At 63.5% G+C, this 18,570-nt stretch carries 14 protein-coding genes and 1 pseudogene; 8 read left to right on the top strand and 7 right to left on the bottom strand.

The window, feature by feature from the left end:
- Window positions 1-60 precede the first annotated feature (60 nt).
- The gene (locus ACQCSW_RS11890; RefSeq protein WP_426986132.1) at window positions 61-876 is read right to left on the bottom strand and encodes an MBL fold metallo-hydrolase; all 816 of its coding nucleotides are present in this window, start codon (window positions 874-876) and stop codon (window positions 61-63) included.
- 74 nt (window positions 877-950) lie between these two features.
- Here ACQCSW_RS11890 and ACQCSW_RS11895 point away from each other — a divergent pair, with 74 nt between their 5' ends.
- On the top strand, window positions 951-1,151 hold the full coding sequence (locus ACQCSW_RS11895; protein WP_426986134.1) for a winged helix-turn-helix transcriptional regulator: 201 nt from the start codon (window positions 951-953) through the stop codon (window positions 1,149-1,151).
- An 816-nt stretch (window positions 1,152-1,967) separates the two neighbouring features.
- Here ACQCSW_RS11895 and ACQCSW_RS11900 read toward each other — a convergent pair.
- Window positions 1,968-3,047, bottom strand: coding sequence for a hypothetical protein (locus ACQCSW_RS11900; protein ID WP_426986136.1), 1,080 nt, complete (start codon window positions 3,045-3,047; stop codon window positions 1,968-1,970).
- A gap of 96 nt (window positions 3,048-3,143) precedes the next feature.
- On the opposite strand from ACQCSW_RS11900, the gene ACQCSW_RS11905 reads away from it, so the two are divergent.
- Window positions 3,144-3,737, top strand: coding sequence for a TetR/AcrR family transcriptional regulator (locus ACQCSW_RS11905; protein WP_426986138.1), 594 nt, complete (start codon window positions 3,144-3,146; stop codon window positions 3,735-3,737).
- On the opposite strand, the gene ACQCSW_RS11910 is transcribed toward ACQCSW_RS11905, so the two are convergent.
- Window positions 3,721-4,020: a nucleoside hydrolase gene (locus ACQCSW_RS11910; RefSeq protein WP_426986140.1), complete on the bottom strand. Its 300-nt coding sequence runs from the start codon at window positions 4,018-4,020 to the stop codon at window positions 3,721-3,723. The genes ACQCSW_RS11905 and ACQCSW_RS11910 overlap by 17 nt on opposite strands.
- 875 nt (window positions 4,021-4,895) lie before the next feature.
- On the opposite strand from ACQCSW_RS11910, the gene ACQCSW_RS11915 reads away from it, so the two are divergent.
- From ACQCSW_RS11915 to ACQCSW_RS11925, 3 genes are all read left to right on the top strand, one after another.
- Window positions 4,896-6,878: an amino acid transporter gene (locus ACQCSW_RS11915; protein ID WP_426986142.1), complete on the top strand. Its 1,983-nt coding sequence runs from the start codon at window positions 4,896-4,898 to the stop codon at window positions 6,876-6,878.
- A gap of 288 nt (window positions 6,879-7,166) precedes the next feature.
- Window positions 7,167-7,427, top strand: coding sequence for a hypothetical protein (locus tag ACQCSW_RS11920; RefSeq protein ID WP_426990683.1), 261 nt, complete (start codon window positions 7,167-7,169; stop codon window positions 7,425-7,427).
- A 927-nt stretch (window positions 7,428-8,354) separates the two neighbouring features.
- Entirely contained in the window at window positions 8,355-8,492 is a 138-nt protein-coding gene (locus tag ACQCSW_RS11925; RefSeq protein WP_426986144.1) for a hypothetical protein, read from the top strand.
- Window positions 8,493-8,741: 249 nt separating this feature from the next.
- On the opposite strand, the gene ACQCSW_RS11930 is transcribed toward ACQCSW_RS11925, so the two are convergent.
- Genes ACQCSW_RS11930 through speB form a run of 4 tightly spaced genes read right to left on the bottom strand, consistent with a single transcriptional unit; the run spans window position 8,742 to window position 14,043 of the window.
- Window positions 8,742-10,037 carry a D-arabinono-1,4-lactone oxidase gene (locus tag ACQCSW_RS11930; RefSeq protein WP_426986146.1) on the bottom strand — a complete coding sequence of 432 codons (1,296 nt, stop codon included), beginning with the start codon at window positions 10,035-10,037 and terminating at the stop codon, window positions 8,742-8,744.
- A gap of 28 nt (window positions 10,038-10,065) precedes the next feature.
- Window positions 10,066-11,589 (bottom strand): aminobutyraldehyde dehydrogenase, encoded by a 1,524-nt coding sequence (locus ACQCSW_RS11935; protein WP_426986148.1) that lies wholly within the window; start codon window positions 11,587-11,589, stop codon window positions 10,066-10,068.
- A gap of 13 nt (window positions 11,590-11,602) precedes the next feature.
- Window positions 11,603-13,048, bottom strand: coding sequence for a purine-cytosine permease family protein (locus ACQCSW_RS11940; protein WP_426986150.1), 1,446 nt, complete (start codon window positions 13,046-13,048; stop codon window positions 11,603-11,605).
- Window positions 13,045-14,043: an agmatinase gene (speB, locus tag ACQCSW_RS11945; protein WP_426986152.1), complete on the bottom strand. Its 999-nt coding sequence runs from the start codon at window positions 14,041-14,043 to the stop codon at window positions 13,045-13,047. Before speB ends, ACQCSW_RS11940 begins: the two co-directional genes overlap by 4 nt.
- Before the next feature lie 179 nt (window positions 14,044-14,222).
- Between speB and ACQCSW_RS11950 the strand changes: the two genes are divergently transcribed.
- From ACQCSW_RS11950 to ACQCSW_RS11960, 3 genes and pseudogenes are all read left to right on the top strand, one after another.
- Entirely contained in the window at window positions 14,223-15,716 is a 1,494-nt protein-coding gene (locus ACQCSW_RS11950; protein WP_426990684.1) for a PucR family transcriptional regulator, read from the top strand.
- Between the two features lie 214 nt (window positions 15,717-15,930).
- A pseudogene (locus ACQCSW_RS11955) lies at window positions 15,931-16,218 on the top strand (glycine dehydrogenase (aminomethyl-transferring)); the annotation flags it as partial.
- Between the two features lie 1,565 nt (window positions 16,219-17,783).
- Window positions 17,784-18,569 carry an amino acid ABC transporter ATP-binding protein gene (locus ACQCSW_RS11960; protein ID WP_426986154.1) on the top strand — a complete coding sequence of 262 codons (786 nt, stop codon included), beginning with the start codon at window positions 17,784-17,786 and terminating at the stop codon, window positions 18,567-18,569.
- Window position 18,570: the final 1 nt, after the last annotated feature.

The following is an 18,570-nucleotide window of genomic DNA, read 5'->3' on the forward strand; positions in this document are numbered from 1 at the left end:
GGGCATGTCCCGTCTGGGGAACCTTCTACGGGACAGCCCGCAGTGTCCGGTATGCGATCGCTAGCCGGGCGTTCCGTCGCGCTCGTTTCTTCGGGCGAGGAGCTGGAGTTGCCGTGCGTGCACGCCGCCCACCCAGTCCCAGCCGGGCATGGCCGACGGGCCGACCCGCGGGTCGCTGGGAACATGGGCGTCACGCAAGGCGTGCACGTACGCCCGATCCTGGTCGATCCGTGCGCGTACCTGATCAGCTCCGCCGATGGACCCGTGGCCGGGGACGAGGACATCGACGTCGCCCGCCACGCCCTCGAGCAGCCGCAGCGCAGCGAGGTAGTCCTCGATCGGGTCAGCGGTGTCGTTCAAGTCGAGCATCGGAATCAAGACATCAGAAAGCATGTCGCCGGCGACGAGAACCCCACGTTCCTCAATCAACAGCGCCGCATGACCCGGGGCATGCGCTTGATGCTCGACAATCCGGACATGAGGGCCATCCCAAGGAATCTGCGCCATCTCGGCGGGCAGGCCTGTGATGAGGCCAAGCAGGTCCAGGGATACCTCCTCGGGGATGCCGAGCCGGCGTGAATCGATCCCGCCCGACAGCCGATCTCGGGCAGTAGCCGCGCAGCGCGCCGTGCCGTAACGGGGCGCCGCGCCGAGCCCGGCGTGCCAGAGCAGGTGATCCCAATGAGGATGCGTCGAGAAGCCTGCCACAACGGTATGGCCCGAATCGGACAGGTCGTTCGCGAGGCAGGCCATTTCGTAGCCGTGCACCCCGGCGTCGATGAGCAACACGCCAGCCCCGCCCTGCACCACAACGGCGTTGCTCTGGCAGAACTCGCTCTCGTGGATCAGCACACCCTCCGCGACCTGCCTCAGCACGGGGATCCTTCCGCTTGTGGTTTGCAACCGCTTGTCGAGACTGTAGTACCTGGCGGTAGTAGATTCCTAGCAGTATGGGCGAAGCGTATGAGCCGCGGTCGGGGTGCCCGATCGACGCCACCATCGAGATGTACGGCGATCGCTGGAGCCTGTTCGTCCTCCGCGACATCGTCTTCGGGGACCGCCGCTATTTCCGAGAGCTGCAGGCCGGCTCAGAGGAGGGGATCCCCTCAAATATGCTCGCCGAACCGCGTCAGCAGGTGATCACCAGATGAGCACAGCAGCCATCAGAACAACCTTGATCCAAAGCAAGGGCTCGGGATCAGTCGGCAAATAGTTGACGGATACCAGGACAGCGGCACCGGCCATACAAATAAAAGTCAGGCGGTTGATCCTGCGTTTGACCTCATCCGCTGATGCCATACATGAACTGAACCGCGAACGCTGGGTTAATCGGTAGCCCTCATGGAGTCTGGAGAATATGGACACGCAAGGCAAGATGCTGGAGCGGAGTCGCGACCCACTCTCACTTAATATTGAATCCGGGGGAACCAGGAAGGGCGCTAGCGGACTTCTTTCGCCTAGAAAATGGGAAAGTAGTCGAACACTGGGACGTCATCCAAGACATCCCTGAGAAAGCCGCAAATTCGAACTGCAATGTTTTAGCCTCGATCCGACGATGGGGTTGAGAATCTCGCGGCGCGTTAATGGCGCGTATCTCTTAAGTACCCCCTGTTGGGATAGGGTGGTCGTCGTTTAGGGTCCTTGGGGGCCGGGGTGGTGCCGGTTTCCGGCTGGGCGACGTGGCCCGTGAAAGAGATCGTTGCCCCCGGCCCGTCTTCCAAGCAGAGCCGATTGAGGGAAATTGGTGGACGGAGGAGAACGGTGCGCAAGCACCGGGTCTTCCTCCGGGCAGCACCGGATAACTCACCGACGCGGGAGCAGTACGCTCAGGCATTGGCAGCAGTTTCTCCAGCTCACGGGCCCGCTCGCCGGTCACCGCCCCCGCCAAGGCGGCGTACAGCCTGGTCTCTGCCTTCTTGCGGACGCTGGCCACCTCGTCCCGTAACGTCGTGACCCCCGGCAGCAGTTCAAGCCGGTGGGGCCGGCGTGTGTTCGGCGTCGAGGGAACCGCCGATGTGGACGACTTCCTGGTTGCGGAAGTGTCCGATCATGGTGAACATAACCCCGATGAGGGTCCATCCTGCCAGGACCAGCCAGGGGAACAGCGCGTTCGCGTCAGGAAAATAGGACAGGTCCCGCAGCAGAGTGGTCGAGGCGCCCGGGACGAACCATTGGCCGATGGCGCCCCACGGTTCGGGCAGGAACTGCATGGGTGCGGTGGCGGCAGAAATCGGGTTCGCGATCAGCATGGTCGTCACGGCCCCGACCGGGATTCCTGCCGTGCCGATCAGGGCGTTGAGGCCGACGATGAACGAACTGGTCCCCAGCAGCGCCAGCCCGGCGCCCAGCCCGTTGAGCATGGCGTTGCCCTGCAGCACGCCGTAGAGCCCCTGCATCACCAGCACGATGAGGCCGCCGGCCAGGATCGAGTAGAGCGCCAGGGTGCCCAGCCGGCGCCGGTTACCCACCACCACGAGGGAGACGAGGATGCCGCCGATCATGCCGCCAAAGGCCAGCGGGAAGGCCGCCAGCGCCAGGCCGGTCCCCTTCGAGTCCGCCGCGGCCAGCGGGACGACGTCGGTCAAGGTGACCTTCGGGGCAACCGGCGCCGGGTGCCCGGCGGCGGCCGCAGGCCCGGCCGCGGCCGCCGTGGCCTGGTTGATCTGGAGCTGGAGCTGCTGGGCGACGCCGGTGAGGATCTGGCTCACCACGGTGCCGTTCGCGGAGGCGGTGAGCACCTCGGGGGCCTGTCCCAGCACCACCGCACCGTAGGCGTCCCGGGAGCGGATGAGCGCCGTCGCCGCGTCCCTGCTGTCCACCGTGGTGATCGTGAAGGTTCCGCCGGCCTTGTCCTCCAACGCCTTTTCCAGTGCCTGGACCTGCGCGGGAGGACCGGTGACGGCCAGGGGAATGTTCTTCGCCGAGGACGTGATGCCCGCCCAGGTGAAGGCCAGCAGCACCACCCCGACAATGGACGCGGCCGCGATCGCGACGAGGACGACGCGCGACCATTTGGTGTGCGGCACGGCCGCGGGAACGATCGACATGGGTGTCTCCCTGCTAGTAAAACGAATGATTGTTCTTTATAGTGGATGGTTGCAGGGGATCCTGTCAAGAACAACCATTCTTTTTGAGGTGGACGCATGCCGAGAGTGACCGACGCTTACCGCCAGGCCCGCCGCCTGGAGATCGCCGGGGCGGCACGGCGGTGCTTTGGCAGGAAGGGGTTCCAGGGAACCTCGATGGCGGACATCATTGCCGAGTCCGGGCTGTCGGCCGGTGCCATCTACGGTCATTTCAAGAGCAAGGACGAACTCATCGAGGCGTCTGTCCGTGAAATCCTGGACCGCCTTCTGGGCGAGATCGACGCGGTCCGCTCCTCCGATCCGTTGCCGGAACCCCACGAGGTGCTGAGGACATTCCTGCGGGGCATTCGTGAGGACATCGTCGACCTCGGTTTTCTCATCCAGGTCTGGGCCGAGGCGATGACCGATCCCGGCCTGGGCCGTTTAACGGCCGGAACGGTCACCGGGCTCAAGAAATTCTTCGCCGGCTACCTCACCACCTGGTACACGCAGTCCCGGGGGCTCACGCCCACGGAGGCTTCGGCCCGGGCGGGCAAGTACGCTGCGGTCCTGCTGGGGGCGTGCCAGGGCTTCATCGTCCAATCCGCGCTAATACCGGGCTTCGACGCCGAGGAATACCTCGCCGGGCTCGACGTCATCTCCCCGCGCTGACGGGCAAAACACGTCCCGCGCTTGTTGGGGGTCTGAGTAGCAGTGGAACGGAATCGTGCGTATGCGCCGCGGGCTGCAGTTCACGCACTAGCGGCTTGTCCGCGCCAGCGGCGATCGGAACTCCCTCAATTCCGGCCACCGTAGCCGCGATCCGCGCGTTCAGTGTTGTGTACTTCAGATATCCGTTCCCTCCAACGGTGGTGATTGCCTTCAGATCAATCTTCGGGTTGCCAGCGGCAAGCGGCAGCGACATCTGGATCGCCCTCGGATGGTGCGTCGGCATCCTCGTTCTCGCCTACGTGTTCGCCATGGTCGCCTACCGGCGCAAGATCACCTAAGGGCGTATCGGACAAGCTCCCTTCCACCACTCTCCCAGGGAGAGGGAGGGGAGCGAAGCCTCGGGGTGGCCGTGGCAGCAGCCGCCAGCAGGCTGGACAAACGGGTCCACAGACGACGGCTTCGCCCGGCACCGGATGCCCGCCGTATTCCAGGCGTTGCCGCTTCGCCGGCATTAGCTCTTTTCTGCGGAAAGTATTTCCGTGCGCATGGGCCGAGGCCCTTTCCCGCAGGACGGGCAATCCCTTGCCAGTGCCTCGAGCGTCTTCGGTGCTGCGGCGCGGTCCCGGGTCGCGTGCACATGCACCTTGCCGATCAGGTCAGCGGCCGAGCAGTCCAAAGCACCCATCTGCCTCACGAGCACCTGCAGGTTCAGCCGCTCCGGCTTCTCGGCAGCCGGCCGATAGATGTGGCTGGACGACAGGTGGACTCCACGCTCCTTCAGGGACGGAATTGGCTTCGTAGCTTGAAATCCACGCCAAACCTGACGTTGGATGAGAGCGGGTCCACCCGTCCTCTGTCAGGTGCGTCACGGAGCTGCGCCTCAACGCGTGCGGGGAAAGCACCTGCCCGAGTCCGAGCTCGTCGCAGTACTCGCTGAACCTTCTGGCCATATCGTCGGCACTACGCGAATCCGGTCTCCCGGCTCAGGTCAAAAGTGCGCTGACTAAAGTTCTCGTTCTCAGGCTCCGTCAGGCGTTAAGGATCCGTTAAGATCCCGGAATCCCGGGACTCCGGGATCTGGCGCGGTGCTAGGCTCCTTTGGTTATTCCAACCGATCCCGCACGCCAGGGCTTGTAGGCGGCACAGAAAGTAACCCCGTTGACTGCACCCACCCGCTTCTCCATTCCCGCCAGCGTTCCCAACCCGGAGCGCGACGGCGATCCCGGAAACAGGCTGACCAGGTGGCTGCTGGAAAACAAGGTCCACCAGCCAGTAGGCCCGGAAACCGCCGAGGACCACGCACCCGCCCAGAGCTGGTGGAAAGTCATGTGCCTCACCGGGGTGGACTACTTCTCCACCTTGTCCTACCTGCCCGGCATCGCCGCCCTCGCGGCGGGGGCACTGTCCCCCCTGGCCACCTTGCTGATCGTGGCCCTGACGCTGCTGGGCATGCTGCCGATGTACCGCCGGGTTGCCCAAGAGAGCCCGCACGGCCAGGGATCGGTGGCGATGTTGGAAAAGCTCCTGCCGTTCTGGCGGGGGAAGTTCTTCGTGCTCATCCTCCTCGGGTTCGTGGCCACGTCCTGGATCATCACCATCACCCTCTCCGCCGCCGACGCCACGGTGCACATGCTGGAGAACCCCTACCTGCCACCGTTCCTGGAAGGCCAGGCAGTCGCCATCACCGTGGTGCTCCTCCTGATCCTGGGCGGGGTGTTCCTCCTCGGCTTCTCCGAGGCCGTGGCCGTCGCCATCCCGCTGGTGGGCATCTTCCTGGTGCTGAACGCCGTGATCATCGGCGCCGGAATTTACGACGCCGTCACCCGGCCGGGTGCCCTGACCGACTGGACCGCGGCGCTCACCTCGTCCGGGACCGGGTTCGGCGACATCGCCGGACCGGCCCTGCTGGCCTTCCCGCTGCTGGTCCTGGGCCTGTCCGGCTTCGAGACCGGAGTCAGCATGATGCCCCTGGTCGCGGCCAACGGCGCCTCCGCCGAGGAACGACTCGCCGCCCGCGTCCGCAACACCCGCAAGCTCCTCACCGCAGCAGCCCTGATCATGAGCGTCTACCTGCTGGGCAGCAGCTTCGTGACCACGGTACTGATCCCCGCCGAAGCCTTCCAGGAAGGCGGCCAGGCCAACGGCCGCGCCCTGGCCTACCTGGCCCACGAACTGCTGGGCAACGGCTTCGGCTCGGTCTACGACGTCAGCAGCATCCTGATCCTGTGGTTCGCCGGGGCCTCCGCCATGGCAGGCCTCATCAATATCGTGCCCCGCTACCTGCCGTCCTACGGGATGGCCCCCGACTGGTCCCGCGCCGTGCGGCCGGTGGTGCTCGTATACACGGCCATCAGCGTCTTGATCACCATCGGCTTCAAGGCAGACGTCAACGCCCAGGCAGGCGCCTACGCCACCGGCATCCTGGCCATGATGGTCTCCGGCGCCGTGGCGGTCAGCATCTCCGCAGCACGCAGCAAGAGGCGGCGCGCCGCCGTCGGATTTTCCATCCTGACCCTGATTCTGCTGTACGCACTGGGCGCCAACGTGATCGAAAAGCCGGACGGTCTGGCCATCTCCGGTTTCTTCATCCTAGGCATCATCGCCGTCTCCCTGGTCTCCCGGGTGAGCCGCACCACCGAACTGCGCGTGCACCGGATCGAATTCGACGACGCCGCCCGCCGCTTCATCACCGACACGATCGACTTTGACGGGCGGATAAACCTGATCGCCAACCGCCCGCAGGCCCGCGACGCCGAGGAGTACCGCGAGAAAGAAGCCGTGCAACGGGAGAACAATCCTGTGCCCGGAACCGCCGACGTCATCTTCCTCGAAATCGACGTCACCGACCCCTCGGGCTTCAGCGACGTCCTCGAGGTGCACGGCATCGAAGTGGATGGACACCGCGTCCTCCGCGCGGAAAGCCCGGCCGCCCCCAACGCCATCGCCGCCATCCTGCTGGCCCTCCGCGACGCCACCGGCGTCCGGCCCCACGCCTACTTCGAATGGGCCGAAGGCAATCCGCTGGCCCACCTCATGCGTTACCTGCTGCTGGGCCGCGGCGACACTGCCCCCGTGGTCCGCGAGATCATCAGGGAAAACGAGCCCGAACCGGACCGCCGGCCCGGCATCCACGTGGGCTAAGGCCCTGGTTCAGGTCCGCGGTGCCACCCAGACGCGGAACGGCCGGGTCCCCCGCAACGGCAGGCTGCCCAAGCAGCGGAACGAAAGCGCCATCCGGAAGGCCCTCGCGCGCCCTGTCCGGTCCGTCCCGCTGGCCTTCCCGGCAGTGATCATCGTGGGGGTGGCCCTGCTGGGAGTCGCCGCAGTGGTGGGCGGCACCCTGCTGCTGCTAATGCTCACGGACAACAGCCGGGAAAAGTACTGTTCGATGCCCTCTCCGCCTTCGCCACAGTCGGCGTCAGCACCGGCATCACATACAACCTCCCTCCGTCGGCCGAATGGGTACTGATGGCGCTGATGTTCACCGGCAGAATCGGCACCGTAGCCGGATCAGGGCAGCGAGCAGATAGCCCAGCAGACCCAGACCCGCTAACACCAGGATCAGCCACATTACGGCGTCGGCGCTCATTGACCGCTCCCTGTTCCGTCGCCGTTACCGCTGACCAAACCGGTCAGGAGGTGACCAACCCACATCACGAATCCCATGGACACCACGAGGATTCCCGATGACAGCCAAATCGGCCATTTCACGTTCCTTTCATCCGCTCCCCGTTAGCGGGGACAAATGCCAGTCAACCCCCTGGACGGCTACCCAAAGCCGTTCCTGACGGATCCTTAACGTGGTGCCCAGGAATCTTGATGCGGTCTTAACGCCGTCAGTCGGATCGCCAGACAGTGCCATGATCCGCCAGCAAAGTCGAAGAACTGCCCGCGAAGTCATGTCGTTTGAAACAGATCACTTCATGAAGTGGTGTCGACAGAAATTGCAGGAAGGAGCCGAGATGTAAGGCGAACAGCCGCCTGTGGACACAGGTGAGCGCACAGTCCACACCCCGTTGGACGGACATTCGGCCGCAGGCCCTCCCTTCGCGTCGACCGAAAGACGCGAACCGAGGAGAAAAATCCTCAAGAAACTTCCCCTGGTCATGTCATCACCACAACGCCGGGACACGAATAGGTGAAGGCCAACCACGGCCGCCAGAAGGTTAGAAAGGAGATCCGGATGACCCCAGATCCCAGCAGGCGGAGGGCCCACCAGCCAGGGCCCTGAACCCGCCACCCGCACAACGTCATAGGCCACCGCGGCGCCAGGCACCGACCGCGGCCAGCATCAGAGGGACCCGCGGAGGGTCAACGTTCACACGATAAAGCAAAAGCCCATCTGACGAGCGGTCATTCTGTGACCGAGGTGGGACTCGAACCGGACTCCAACCCTTGCGAATCCGCCACTCCCCCCGAAAACATGGCCAATCCGGCCCGGCCCGGCACCGATACGGCCGAGTCTGGAGCCAAGGGTGTGGACAATGTGCACACTCTTCTCTGCGCAGCGTATGCGCTGCCCTCCTCGGTCCCCCTGGAGTGACGGCACGCGCCACTCCCCAAGCTTCCGAATCCTCGCTATGCGTCGGCCCGGCTGGCCGAGGGCACACCAGGTCCGTGATCCAGGCCTGCTTCCAGGGCATGAACGCCCACCCCGATAACCCACAGCGGTCACGTCTGCTGCACGAAGGCGAAGTAGACTACGCCGCAAAGCTGGTCATTGCCGCGGCCCGGGGTCTCGCTGCGGCGGGCTAGAGCGTGGGATGGGAACAACTAGCCACGGCTAAGGCGTTACCAGTGCGTGTCGTATTAGTTCCCGCCGGAGCCGTGGACAGGAGCGGCTGGGAATGGGCAACGGCCAGTTCGATCACGTTGCCGCGAAGTATTAGGTCCTTGAAACCGTGAGGCATGGGATGTTCTCCGACTGGGTATTGGTGTCTGGCTCAGGCAGAGAACCAGTTACCACTTGAAGGTTTCGTCGCGCGAATTGGGCGTAACTTCCGGTCAGCCCAACAGGGCACGCGTATGGTCATTGAGGAACATTCCATGGGGATCGAACTCGCGGCGCACCTGGATGAAAGTGTCCAGCTCCGGGTAGAGCCGTTCCAGGCGACTCCTGGTCATGAAATGGATCTTCCCCCAGTGGGCGCGCGGCGCGAACTCCTGAAGCACCGCGTCGGCGTCGCGGAAGAACTGCCAGTAGTCGGTTCCGGGTTCGGTGGTCAGCGTGATCACTGTGGTGTCGCGTCCCTGGAACTGGGACATGTACCCTTCATCGGCTTTCACCCAGCGGACCTCCACTGGGTACTTCTGGTCCGGGTGCTTGGCGCGGATCAGCTCCTGGACGGCCTCAGTGGCTGCCAGCCCGTGCTCGGTAGGCACAAAGTACTCGAGTTCATGGAACGGTGTGGTGAATCCGCCGGGATAGATACGGTAGGAGCGGTCCAGCCGGGCACCTTCCGTCCCGGAAATCTGGCTTTCATCCTGGACCTGCGCGATGTTGTACCGCTTGGTATAGCTGCGGTTGGCCATGCTCTGGCCGGGCGAGCCCGGGAGGTCCAGAAGTTCGCATGAATCGTCGTCCGGGCACCAGAGGAAGGAGTAATGCCTGTTCGCGTCGATGTCAGACTGCCACGTTGCGCGGGTCTCCGCCCACGTGGGGTAAGTGATTTGCTCTTGAAGGTAGTAGCGGTCCTCTACGGCCAGCTCCACCTCCAGGAAAATCCCGAGGGTACCCAGAGCCACCTGGGCGGCCCTGAGCTCGCGGAGCTCCCCCTCGCCGACTTCGACGATTTCGCCGTAGCCGTTGATCAACTTCACCCAACGGAGGCTTGACGAGAAACTACCCAGCTCCTTCCCTGAGCCGTGTGTGCTGGTTGAAAGCGCACCTGCGATTTGTTGTCTGTCGATGTCCCCCTGGTTGCCGAGAGCAAGTCCTTGCTCCCATAACGGATCGCCAAAGGCATTGATGGTGGTCCCCGCCAGCGCCCGAACGCGACGCCGGACGCGGTCAGTTCCGGTGATTGCCGTGAGTGCGGACATATCCATCAGGACACCGCCCGTCTGGACTAACGGCGACGACGAGTGCCCTGAACCGACCGCCCGCACAGGCAGGCCATCGCGGATGGCGAAACGAACGGCGTCGAGCGCTTCTTGTTCAGTCCGCGGCTGGACGGTGAAGGCCGGCGTCGCGCTCTGGTTTCCACCCCAGTTGGTCCACGTGACGTCCGTCCCGAAGGGAGCGGACGGTGTAGCGGCATGTGCCGCGGTGGCGGCGCGGGGAACGTTGGTGGTGGTCATTTCTCAGCTCCGTTGCTGGTCAGAAGGCTCATGCGCCGTGGTTGATCATGACGTGCTTGGTGCGGGAGTAATCGTCCAAGGCGTAGAGCGAAAGGTCGCGGCCGTAGCCGGACCCCTTGAACCCGCCCCACGGTACCTCGCAGGCCAACACCAAGTGGGAATTGACCCAGACGGTGCCGAAATCAAGCTGCTTGGGTACCCGGAGTGAGAGGCTCGAGTCCCGGGTCCAGACGGAGGCGGACAGGCCATACGGGCTCTCGTTTGCCCTGGTGATGGCCTCGTCGGTGGAACTGAAAGTCTCGACAGTAACCACGGGGCCAAAGATTTCGTGGGTTGCGATGTGCGCTCCGGCCGGAACGTTGCTGATCACCGTGGGCTCGATGAAGTAGCCCGGGCCTTCCAGGGCCGAACCGCCGATTGCGACCTTAAGGCCAGCAGCCTTGGCCTCGGCGAGTGATTCCTTGACGCGTTCAAAGTGCGGGCGCGAAATCATGGGACCGATTTCCACGTCCTCGCCTGCTTCTGGCGAACCGACCACCAGGGTGCTGACCTCGCGCACCAGGTGCTCGGTGAACTCCTCAGCCACGGATTCGTGTACCAGCACGCGGCAGGCAGCACCACAATCCTGGCCGGCATTCCAGAACCCGGCGTTCCGTACCCCAGCGGCAGCCGCGCGGAGATCGGCGTCGGGAAAGACAACAACGGGAGCCTTGCCGCCGAGTTCCAGGTGGACGCGTTTGACCGACTTTGCAGCGGTTTCCGCCACGGCCTGTCCACTGAGGACGCTGCCTGTCAGGGCGACGAGGGCAATATCAGGGTGTTCGGAAAGCCGCTGTCCGACGGTTCGGCCTTGTCCCGTCACGACGTTGAGAATTCCATCGGGAATGCGTCCGGCCAGGAGTTCTGCGAGCTTCAGTGTGGACAGCGGCGTCTGCTCGGAAGGCTTGAGGACGATGCTGTTTCCTGCAGCCAGGATGGGCGCGATCTTCCAAGCGGCCATCAGCAGCGGGTAGTTCCACGGGGTGATGACGCCGACGACGCCCACGGGTTCCCTGAGGATGACCGAGGTGTGCCCGGTTGCGTAGTCGCCGCCGGCCATGGATGTCAACGTGCGGGAAGCTCCGGCCATGAATCGGAAAGTGTCGATGGTGCTGGAGACATCGTCCTCTGCCACGGTTCGCGGCTTGCCGGTGTTGGCTGACTCGATGAGTTCGAAGGCCTCGCGGTTGGCTTCGATGATGTTGGCGATCAGGTTCAGCACCTCGGAGCGTTCTTTCGGGGTGGTGGCGCCCCAGGACTTCTGGGCTGCCACGGCGGCCTCAACTGCAACATCGACATCGGCGGCTGTGCCGGCCTGCACGGACGCGATGACCCGCTCAGTGGTGGGGTCTACGACGTCGATGAGCTGGGCTGAAGATCCCGGGACGAATGATCCTCCGATGAAGTGTCCGGTGGGCGGCAGGACGCCTGCAAGGCTGTGATCCGCGGGACCGCGGTGCTGTTCCACGGAGGAGCGCCGGACGGTGAACTGTTCAGTGTTGGTGATAGCCATGGTGTTTCCGCTTTCAGTTGAGGTCACTCGCGAGTGCGGGAGAGGGAAGGCGTTCGGCGTCTGACGACTTTCGGAAGACGCGGGCCGCGAAGTAGTAGAGGGGAGCAACAAGTACCAGCCCGACGATCCAGGAGATGTCCACACCACCCATGGCTGCTGCCAGCGGGCCGGTGTAGACCGCGGTTGCCGAGAAGGGAACCTGGATCAGGGCGCCGGCTACGTAGGATCCGATGGCGACCCAGTTGAACCGCCCGTACACTCCGCCGTCGCGCTTGAAGAAGTCTTCAACCTTGTAGTCGCCGTGCCGGAGAAGGTAGTAGTCCACCAGGTTGATGGCCGTCCAGGGAACCAGCACGTACATCAGGAAGGAGAGGAAGTTCGTGTAGAAGACGATGAAATTGTCGCGGGCGAACAGGGCGATCAGCAGCGCGACTGCGAAGAGGACTACCGCCGCGATGCTTCGGGTCTTGGCGTGCGGCAACCAGTTCGGCCGGAACGTCTGCCCGATGGTGAGGCTGCACAGGACACCGCAGTAAAGGTTCATGGCGTTCGAGGCCGCGACGCCCAGGCAAAAGATCCCGACCACCACCAGGGTCCAGGGCTGAAGCAACGCACCGAGGCTGCCGACGATCTCGACGTCCCCGGCTTCGCTGCTCATGGCCACAGCGAGCGTTCCCACCAAAGCACCAAGGATCATCGGGAACAGCGTTCCCAGGACACAGCCTGAGTAGGAGGCCCAGAACGCCGGGGCAGAGCCCGTGCCTTGGGGCATGTAGCGGGAGTAGTCGGACACGTAAGGTGCGTAGGCGAGCTGCCACAGGGCGGAGACGGAAATGGTCCCCATGAAGCCTACCCAGTTGAAGTTTCCCTGGTCCAGGAAACTGGCCGGCAGGCCCTGGACCAACAGGATCCAGGCGAAGGCCAGCAGCAACGCCATTCCGGCCACGACGCTCAAGATCCGGGCGTAAGCGTGAATGAGCCGGTAGCCGAAAATCGTGGCAATGACGCTGACGACGCCGATGATGATGATGCCTGCGTCAACACTGATGCCGGGGTTGACTGCGGCCATTGCTTCGCCGCCAAAGACGAGGTTTGCCGCGAAGAACCCGACGTACATGATCACTACGATCACCACAATCAACAGTGCCCCGAAAGAGCCGAACTGGCCGCGGGTCTGGATCATCTGCGCCACGCCCAGTTGCGGGCCTTGGGCGGAGTGCAGGGCCATGAAGATGCCGCCAACGACGTTCCCAATGATGATTCCCACGATCGCGGGGACAAAGCCGAGGCCGAACACCGTGCTGGCGAGACCGCCGGTCACGATGGTCATGATCATGATGTTGGAGCCGAACCAGATGGTGAACAGGTCCCGGGCTTTTCCGTGGCGTTCGTTTGCCGGGATGGGCTGGATGGTCTTGTCCTCGAGCCGAGGCACTTCGGCCTTGGTTCGGGTACTCATGATGCGCTCGAAGAAGCTGCTTGCAGTTCGCGGACGGTCTCGGCCTTGCAGCGGTTCACCATCAGCGCGAGAAGGTCGAAGACGAGGGTGGCCGCGGCAACTGCGGTGATGTCTGCATGGTCGTACGCCGGAGCGACTTCCACGACGTCGGCGCCCACGATGTTGATGCCGTTCAGTCCGCGGAGCAGCGCCAGGAGCTCGCGGGAGTGGAGCCCACCCATCTCGGGGGTGCCCGTGCCGGGAGCGTAGGACGGGTCCAGGACGTCGATGTCGATGGACACGTAGACAGGGGTGTCGCCAAGCCTGTCCTTGACCTGCTGGATGGCTGCCGGAATGCCGATGACGTCCAAGTCTGAGCAGCGGATGATCTGAAAACCAAACTCGTGGTCGCGGAGGAAGTCGTTGCGGTCATAGACCGGCCCGCGGATGCCCACGTGCATGGACTTGTCTTCCACCAGGAGGCCTTCCTCGAACGCCCGCCGGAAGATGGTTCCGTGCGTGACCGGCTGGTCGAAGTATGTGTCCCAGGTGTCCAGGTGGGCGTCGAAGTGCAGCAACGCCACCGGTCCGTGAACCTTGTTCAATGCCCTGAGCATCGGGAGGGCGATGGTGTGGTCGCCGCCGATGGAGATGAGCTTCTTGTCCTCGCTGATCAGGGGCAGTGCCTGCTCTTCGATCTCGCGGACTGCCCGGGTGATGTCGTAGGGCGTGCAGGCGATGTCGCCGGCGTCCACAACCTGGGCTTCGTAGACAGGCTCAACGTCCAGTTCGGGGTGGTATCCGGGGCGGAGGAGCCGGGAGGCCTCGCGGACTGCGGCAGGACCGAAACGGGCGCCGGGCCGGAATGAGGTTCCGCCGTCGAACGGTACGCCGACAATGGCGATGTCGTAGTCCGGCACGCGGTCGATTTGGGGCAGCCTGGCGAAGGTGCCGAGGCCCGCATACCGGGGGACTTTTGTTGCGTCGACGGGGCCGATGGGCTTGTGCGTTGTCATGCCGGGATCCTTCGGTTGCTAAGGGGTGCTCGCCGTTGAGCGGGAAGTAAGTAATCCAATTCTTGGTGACGCGCGTCACGGCGTATAGCGGTAGATTGACTACAAATGGCCGATGCGCCTATACATTCGTCTAAATAGCCGCGATGGCGGCCGAACCAAACATTACGGGAGCAGGTTCCATGGCGATTACCGTGGCGGAGCTCGTTGCCGAGCCCCAGCTGGGACTCACTCTCCTGGCCGGAGTGGCAGGCACTGGCAACCGCATCACGTGGGCCCACACGTCCGATTTACCGAGGCTGTGGGAATGGGTCACCGGCGGTGAGCTCATGATGACCAACGGGTTGTCCATCCCCTCGGACCCTGCCGGACAGGTTGCGCTCGCCGAGGCCCTGGTGGATGCCGGCGCCAGTGCGCTGGCTATCGGCGAGAAGATGCACGCCCCGGAGTTGATGCCGGAGTTCCTGGCGGCTTGCGAGCAGTTGCCGCTTCCGCTGATCAACATCCCGTATCCGCTGCCCTTCATCGCCATCGCCCGTTCGGTGGCTGAGGCTTCCTTGCTGGAGGAATCCCGGCGACTCCGCCAGACCGCCCGCGTCTACGATCTGCTCCGGACAGCGGGAACATCCGAAGACCACTGGCAGGGCCTTCTTCAGGGCCTCGCGGCTGAGCTCGACGCGGAATTGTTCGTGGTGGACAGGCGTTGCCTTCATCCGTGGCATCCTGACGGCGCCCCGCTGCCGGATTTCCTGCAGGCGGAATGGGACCCCCTCTCCGGGCAGGTGTCCCTGACCGGGAAGAACTTCCAGTGGCATCGCCCGAGGGGGCGGCACGTGTTGATGATGGATATCCCCACGCACGCCAATGCGCTCCTGGTGGTGTTGCCCAAAAGCGAACCGCACCCTGACGCCGTCGTGCTTCTTCACGCGGCAACCGTGCTGGGGCTCGAACTATCGCGGACGGTGCTCGCTTTGGAAAGCCAGCGCCGGCTGGGTGCCGAGGTCTTGCTGCAGGCTGTCGATGGGCGCGTGGGGGTCGCGGAGTTGGAGAGCCGGCTGCTGTCCTTTGGTGTTCCGGCGCAGCATTTCGTGGTGGTTTCCATCGCTGCGGACGACGGCGAGCGGCTGGCTAACGTCCACGTCGACCTCTGGCGCCACGGCCTTTCGGCGGTTTGCCTCCGGCGTTTCAACACCTTCCACGTGGCGGTCGCCGCCGACGTGGCCGACGACATCCTGCTCCACTGTGCCGGGCCCGAGGTGCGGATAGGCATCAGTTCACCGACGTCGGCCACCGGCATCCAGCGTGCCCTCCAGGAATCGCTGTGGGCGCTCGGCTCGGCCAGAGGCAACGGCCTGAACGTGGCCCGCTATGCCGAGGGTCCTTCATGGCTGGGACTCACGAGCTTCGAGGAAGGGACGGCCTTGGTCCAGCGTTTGCTGGGCCCGATCTTCGCGTACGAGCAGAGCCAGCAGGGCGATCTCATCGTGACTCTGCGGACCTTCTTGGACGCGCAGAGGTCGTGGCAAAAGACCGCTGCGGCGCTCTTCGCCCACCGGCAAACCGTCATCTATCGCATCCGGAAAATCAGCGAACTGACGGGGCTGGATATGACTGAAACGTCCACACTGGCCCAACTTTGGTTTGCGCTGCAGATCCACGAGGCTATGCACAATTAGGCGCTGATCGCCTTGCGCGCCGTCCTGGAACCCGCTAGGGTCTGAGCCGTGTCACCCCTTGAGCGGCGCACACGCTTTTGATCTGCGGCGGGAGAGTCCTGCGGGTACATCCAGTCAGGCGCCGTAGTAGCAAATCCTCCCCAGGAATCTCTCAGGTCCAAAATAGGGCGGGCAGGAACCCATATCATCATGCCGTCCATGCGGCGCCTGAATCATGGAGTTCCTCTCGACCGTTCGATCAACCCCTACTGCGTTTGCGGACCGGCACATCGGTGCACGACTCCCGGCCGACGTTGACACCATGCTCAAGGCCATCGGCTACCTCTCTGTCGATGGCTTGGTGGACGAGGCCCTGCCCGATTCCATCCAGGAAACCGCCCTCAACCTCGGCAACCCGCTCAGCGCGGTCGAAGTCCTCGCCGAACTGCGCCGCCCGGGTTCGAAGAACAAGACCGTCGTCCAGATGATCGGGCAGGGTTACGAAGACACTGTCACGCTGCCGACCGGCGGTGGCTCCGTGAATGATCAGAAGTATCTTCGCTGTTTGTCATTCTGATCCCCGTCATCGCTGCGCAGGTCCTCCGCGCAACCAGGGCGCGACGCGACGCTCACGATCCAAAATTTTGTTCGGCGCTCTTCCGTCGCTTATTTCCTCTCGAAATTTTGCATCGTTTCCGGTTCCCCAAGTTGCACTCCTGCCCCTCATACCCAGCGGTGACTCCTCTATCAGAACGACGCCGATAACTGAAAGGCACCGGTGCCCGCCAGTCACAGAAGGAGAAGGAACATGGAACCTCCGGACCACGTCATGAAGGCCACGAGTAAACCTCACGCAATGGGCAGGCAATAGTCCTTCTACCCGACCCGATCAGGTCATGTTGACCAGACCCTGAACGATCATGAAGAACTAACAAGCCCAGACCCTTCGTCGAACCTGAGGAGAGCCACCCGGCCAACAAAAAATGGCCCCCGAAGGACCCATAAAAAAGAAGATTTGTGCACACTCAGAGGCCCAAAAGCCTCTGAGCTGCGAAAACACTGTGCCCGAGGTGGGACTCGAACTTCGTTCCAACCCCTGCAATCATTTGACTCCCCCTGAAACATGCGGAATCCGGCCCGATCCGACCCCAGTACGACCCGATCCGAAGCCCAAAGTGTGGACAACGTCCACACTTCCTTTTTGCCCACTTTGCTGCTCTTCCAGGCGACTGCCTCGACCCTCCGGCCGCGGCAGTTCTGTCGTGCGGGTGCGCTTATACCGTCCTGAATACGCTGTTCCATCGCCGCGGCTGATACCCCGCCGACGCCCGCGATCGAGCACCCCGAATACGGGGCACTCGCAGGCTGGGAATGAATAAGCGGCATGGCGGCTTGCTCCTCCCTCCGAACATGTCATGCCTTAAGGAGTCGGACCACGCATGACCAAACACGAGGAGGCCAGACACTGCACTCCATGAGCGCCGGCGCCGACCGAGCGCTGCCTTGCTCGTTTGCCAAAACCACCCTGACTGTCAAATCTGATTCGCCTTTGCCGTCGTGGATATCCCAGAATCTCTGGGCGAGTCCGCGCGCAGCCAGGCGTTAGCGCGACGAGGCCGCAATGACGACAGCGGGTCACTGTCCCTTCATGGTTTGGATGTCCAGTCCACGTCCTGGACCGTTCGTATTGGTTTCCGCCCCTTGCGTGGGCAACCGCATTGCGCCAATGCCGTATCCAGCGGTCAGGACTACTTCTCCTGCAGGCTGACGGAAAGGACTGCTGTCGGCTCCGTTGCAATCGTATTGGATCTTGGAATCGTCATCCCAGGGCCGGGGCGGTGTGCAGTCGGGGTCGGCAGGCGAACCCCGACTGCAAATTTTCGAGAACCTCGCACGCTTCTCTGAATGCTTTGCAGCACGCATTCGCTCCATACCGGTGGAGCGCCATACCGAGGGCCGTCGACACGCGCGTCCGAGTCTCTAAAACCCCTCTTCCATTCGAGTCCTGTGCCATGTACCATTTCACATATCACGTGACATGGCCCACATCGACCGATGGCCTTTTTGGTCCCCACATGGAAGATCGCTATGACCCTTTCAGAAATTGCAGACGGCAAGCTCGCGCCCCGTACGGGCATCACGTTAGACAACATTTCCAAGCGCTACGGCGACCACACTGTCCTCGACGACGTGTCCCTGCACGTCGAGCCGGGTACGGTCACAGCACTTATCGGCCCCTCGGGTGCTGGCAAGAGCACGTTCCTGAGGTGCATCAACCTCTTGGAGCGTCCCGATTCCGGCACCATCCAGGTTGCCGGGCACACCATCGAACCGGGCAAGGCGGTCAACAACAAGGACCTGGCCGCCCTGCGCAGCACTGTGGGTATGGTCTTCCAGTCCTTCAATCTGTTCCCGCACATGTCCGCCATGCAAAACATCAGCTTTCCGCAGCAGAAAGTACTGGGGCGAACCAAGGAAGCGGCCGATGCGCGCTCGATGGAGCTGCTGGAACGGGTTGGCCTCAAGGAGAAGGCGAACCAACACCCGGGGAGGTGCTCCGGCGGCCAGCAACAACGCATCGCCATCGCCCGCGCCCTGGCACTTGATCCGAGCATCATGCTGTTCGATGAGCCGACCTCCGCGCTGGACCCTGAAGTGGGTCTCGAGGTCCTGGCCGTCATGCGCGAACTGGCGGCCGATGGAATGACGATGATCGTGGTCACGCATGAGATGCAGTTCGCCCGGGACGTTTCCGACACGCTCGTGGTCATGGCCGATTGCAAGATCATCGAACAGGGCGACCCGGGTGCCATCATGAGCGACCCACAGGAGGCCCGGACCCGCCGCTTCCTGCGAGCTGTGCTGGAGCGCTGAC

The sequence above is a fragment of the Pseudarthrobacter sp. Y6 genome (genome assembly GCF_050156205.1).
Lineage (GTDB): Bacteria > Actinomycetota > Actinomycetes > Actinomycetales > Micrococcaceae > Arthrobacter.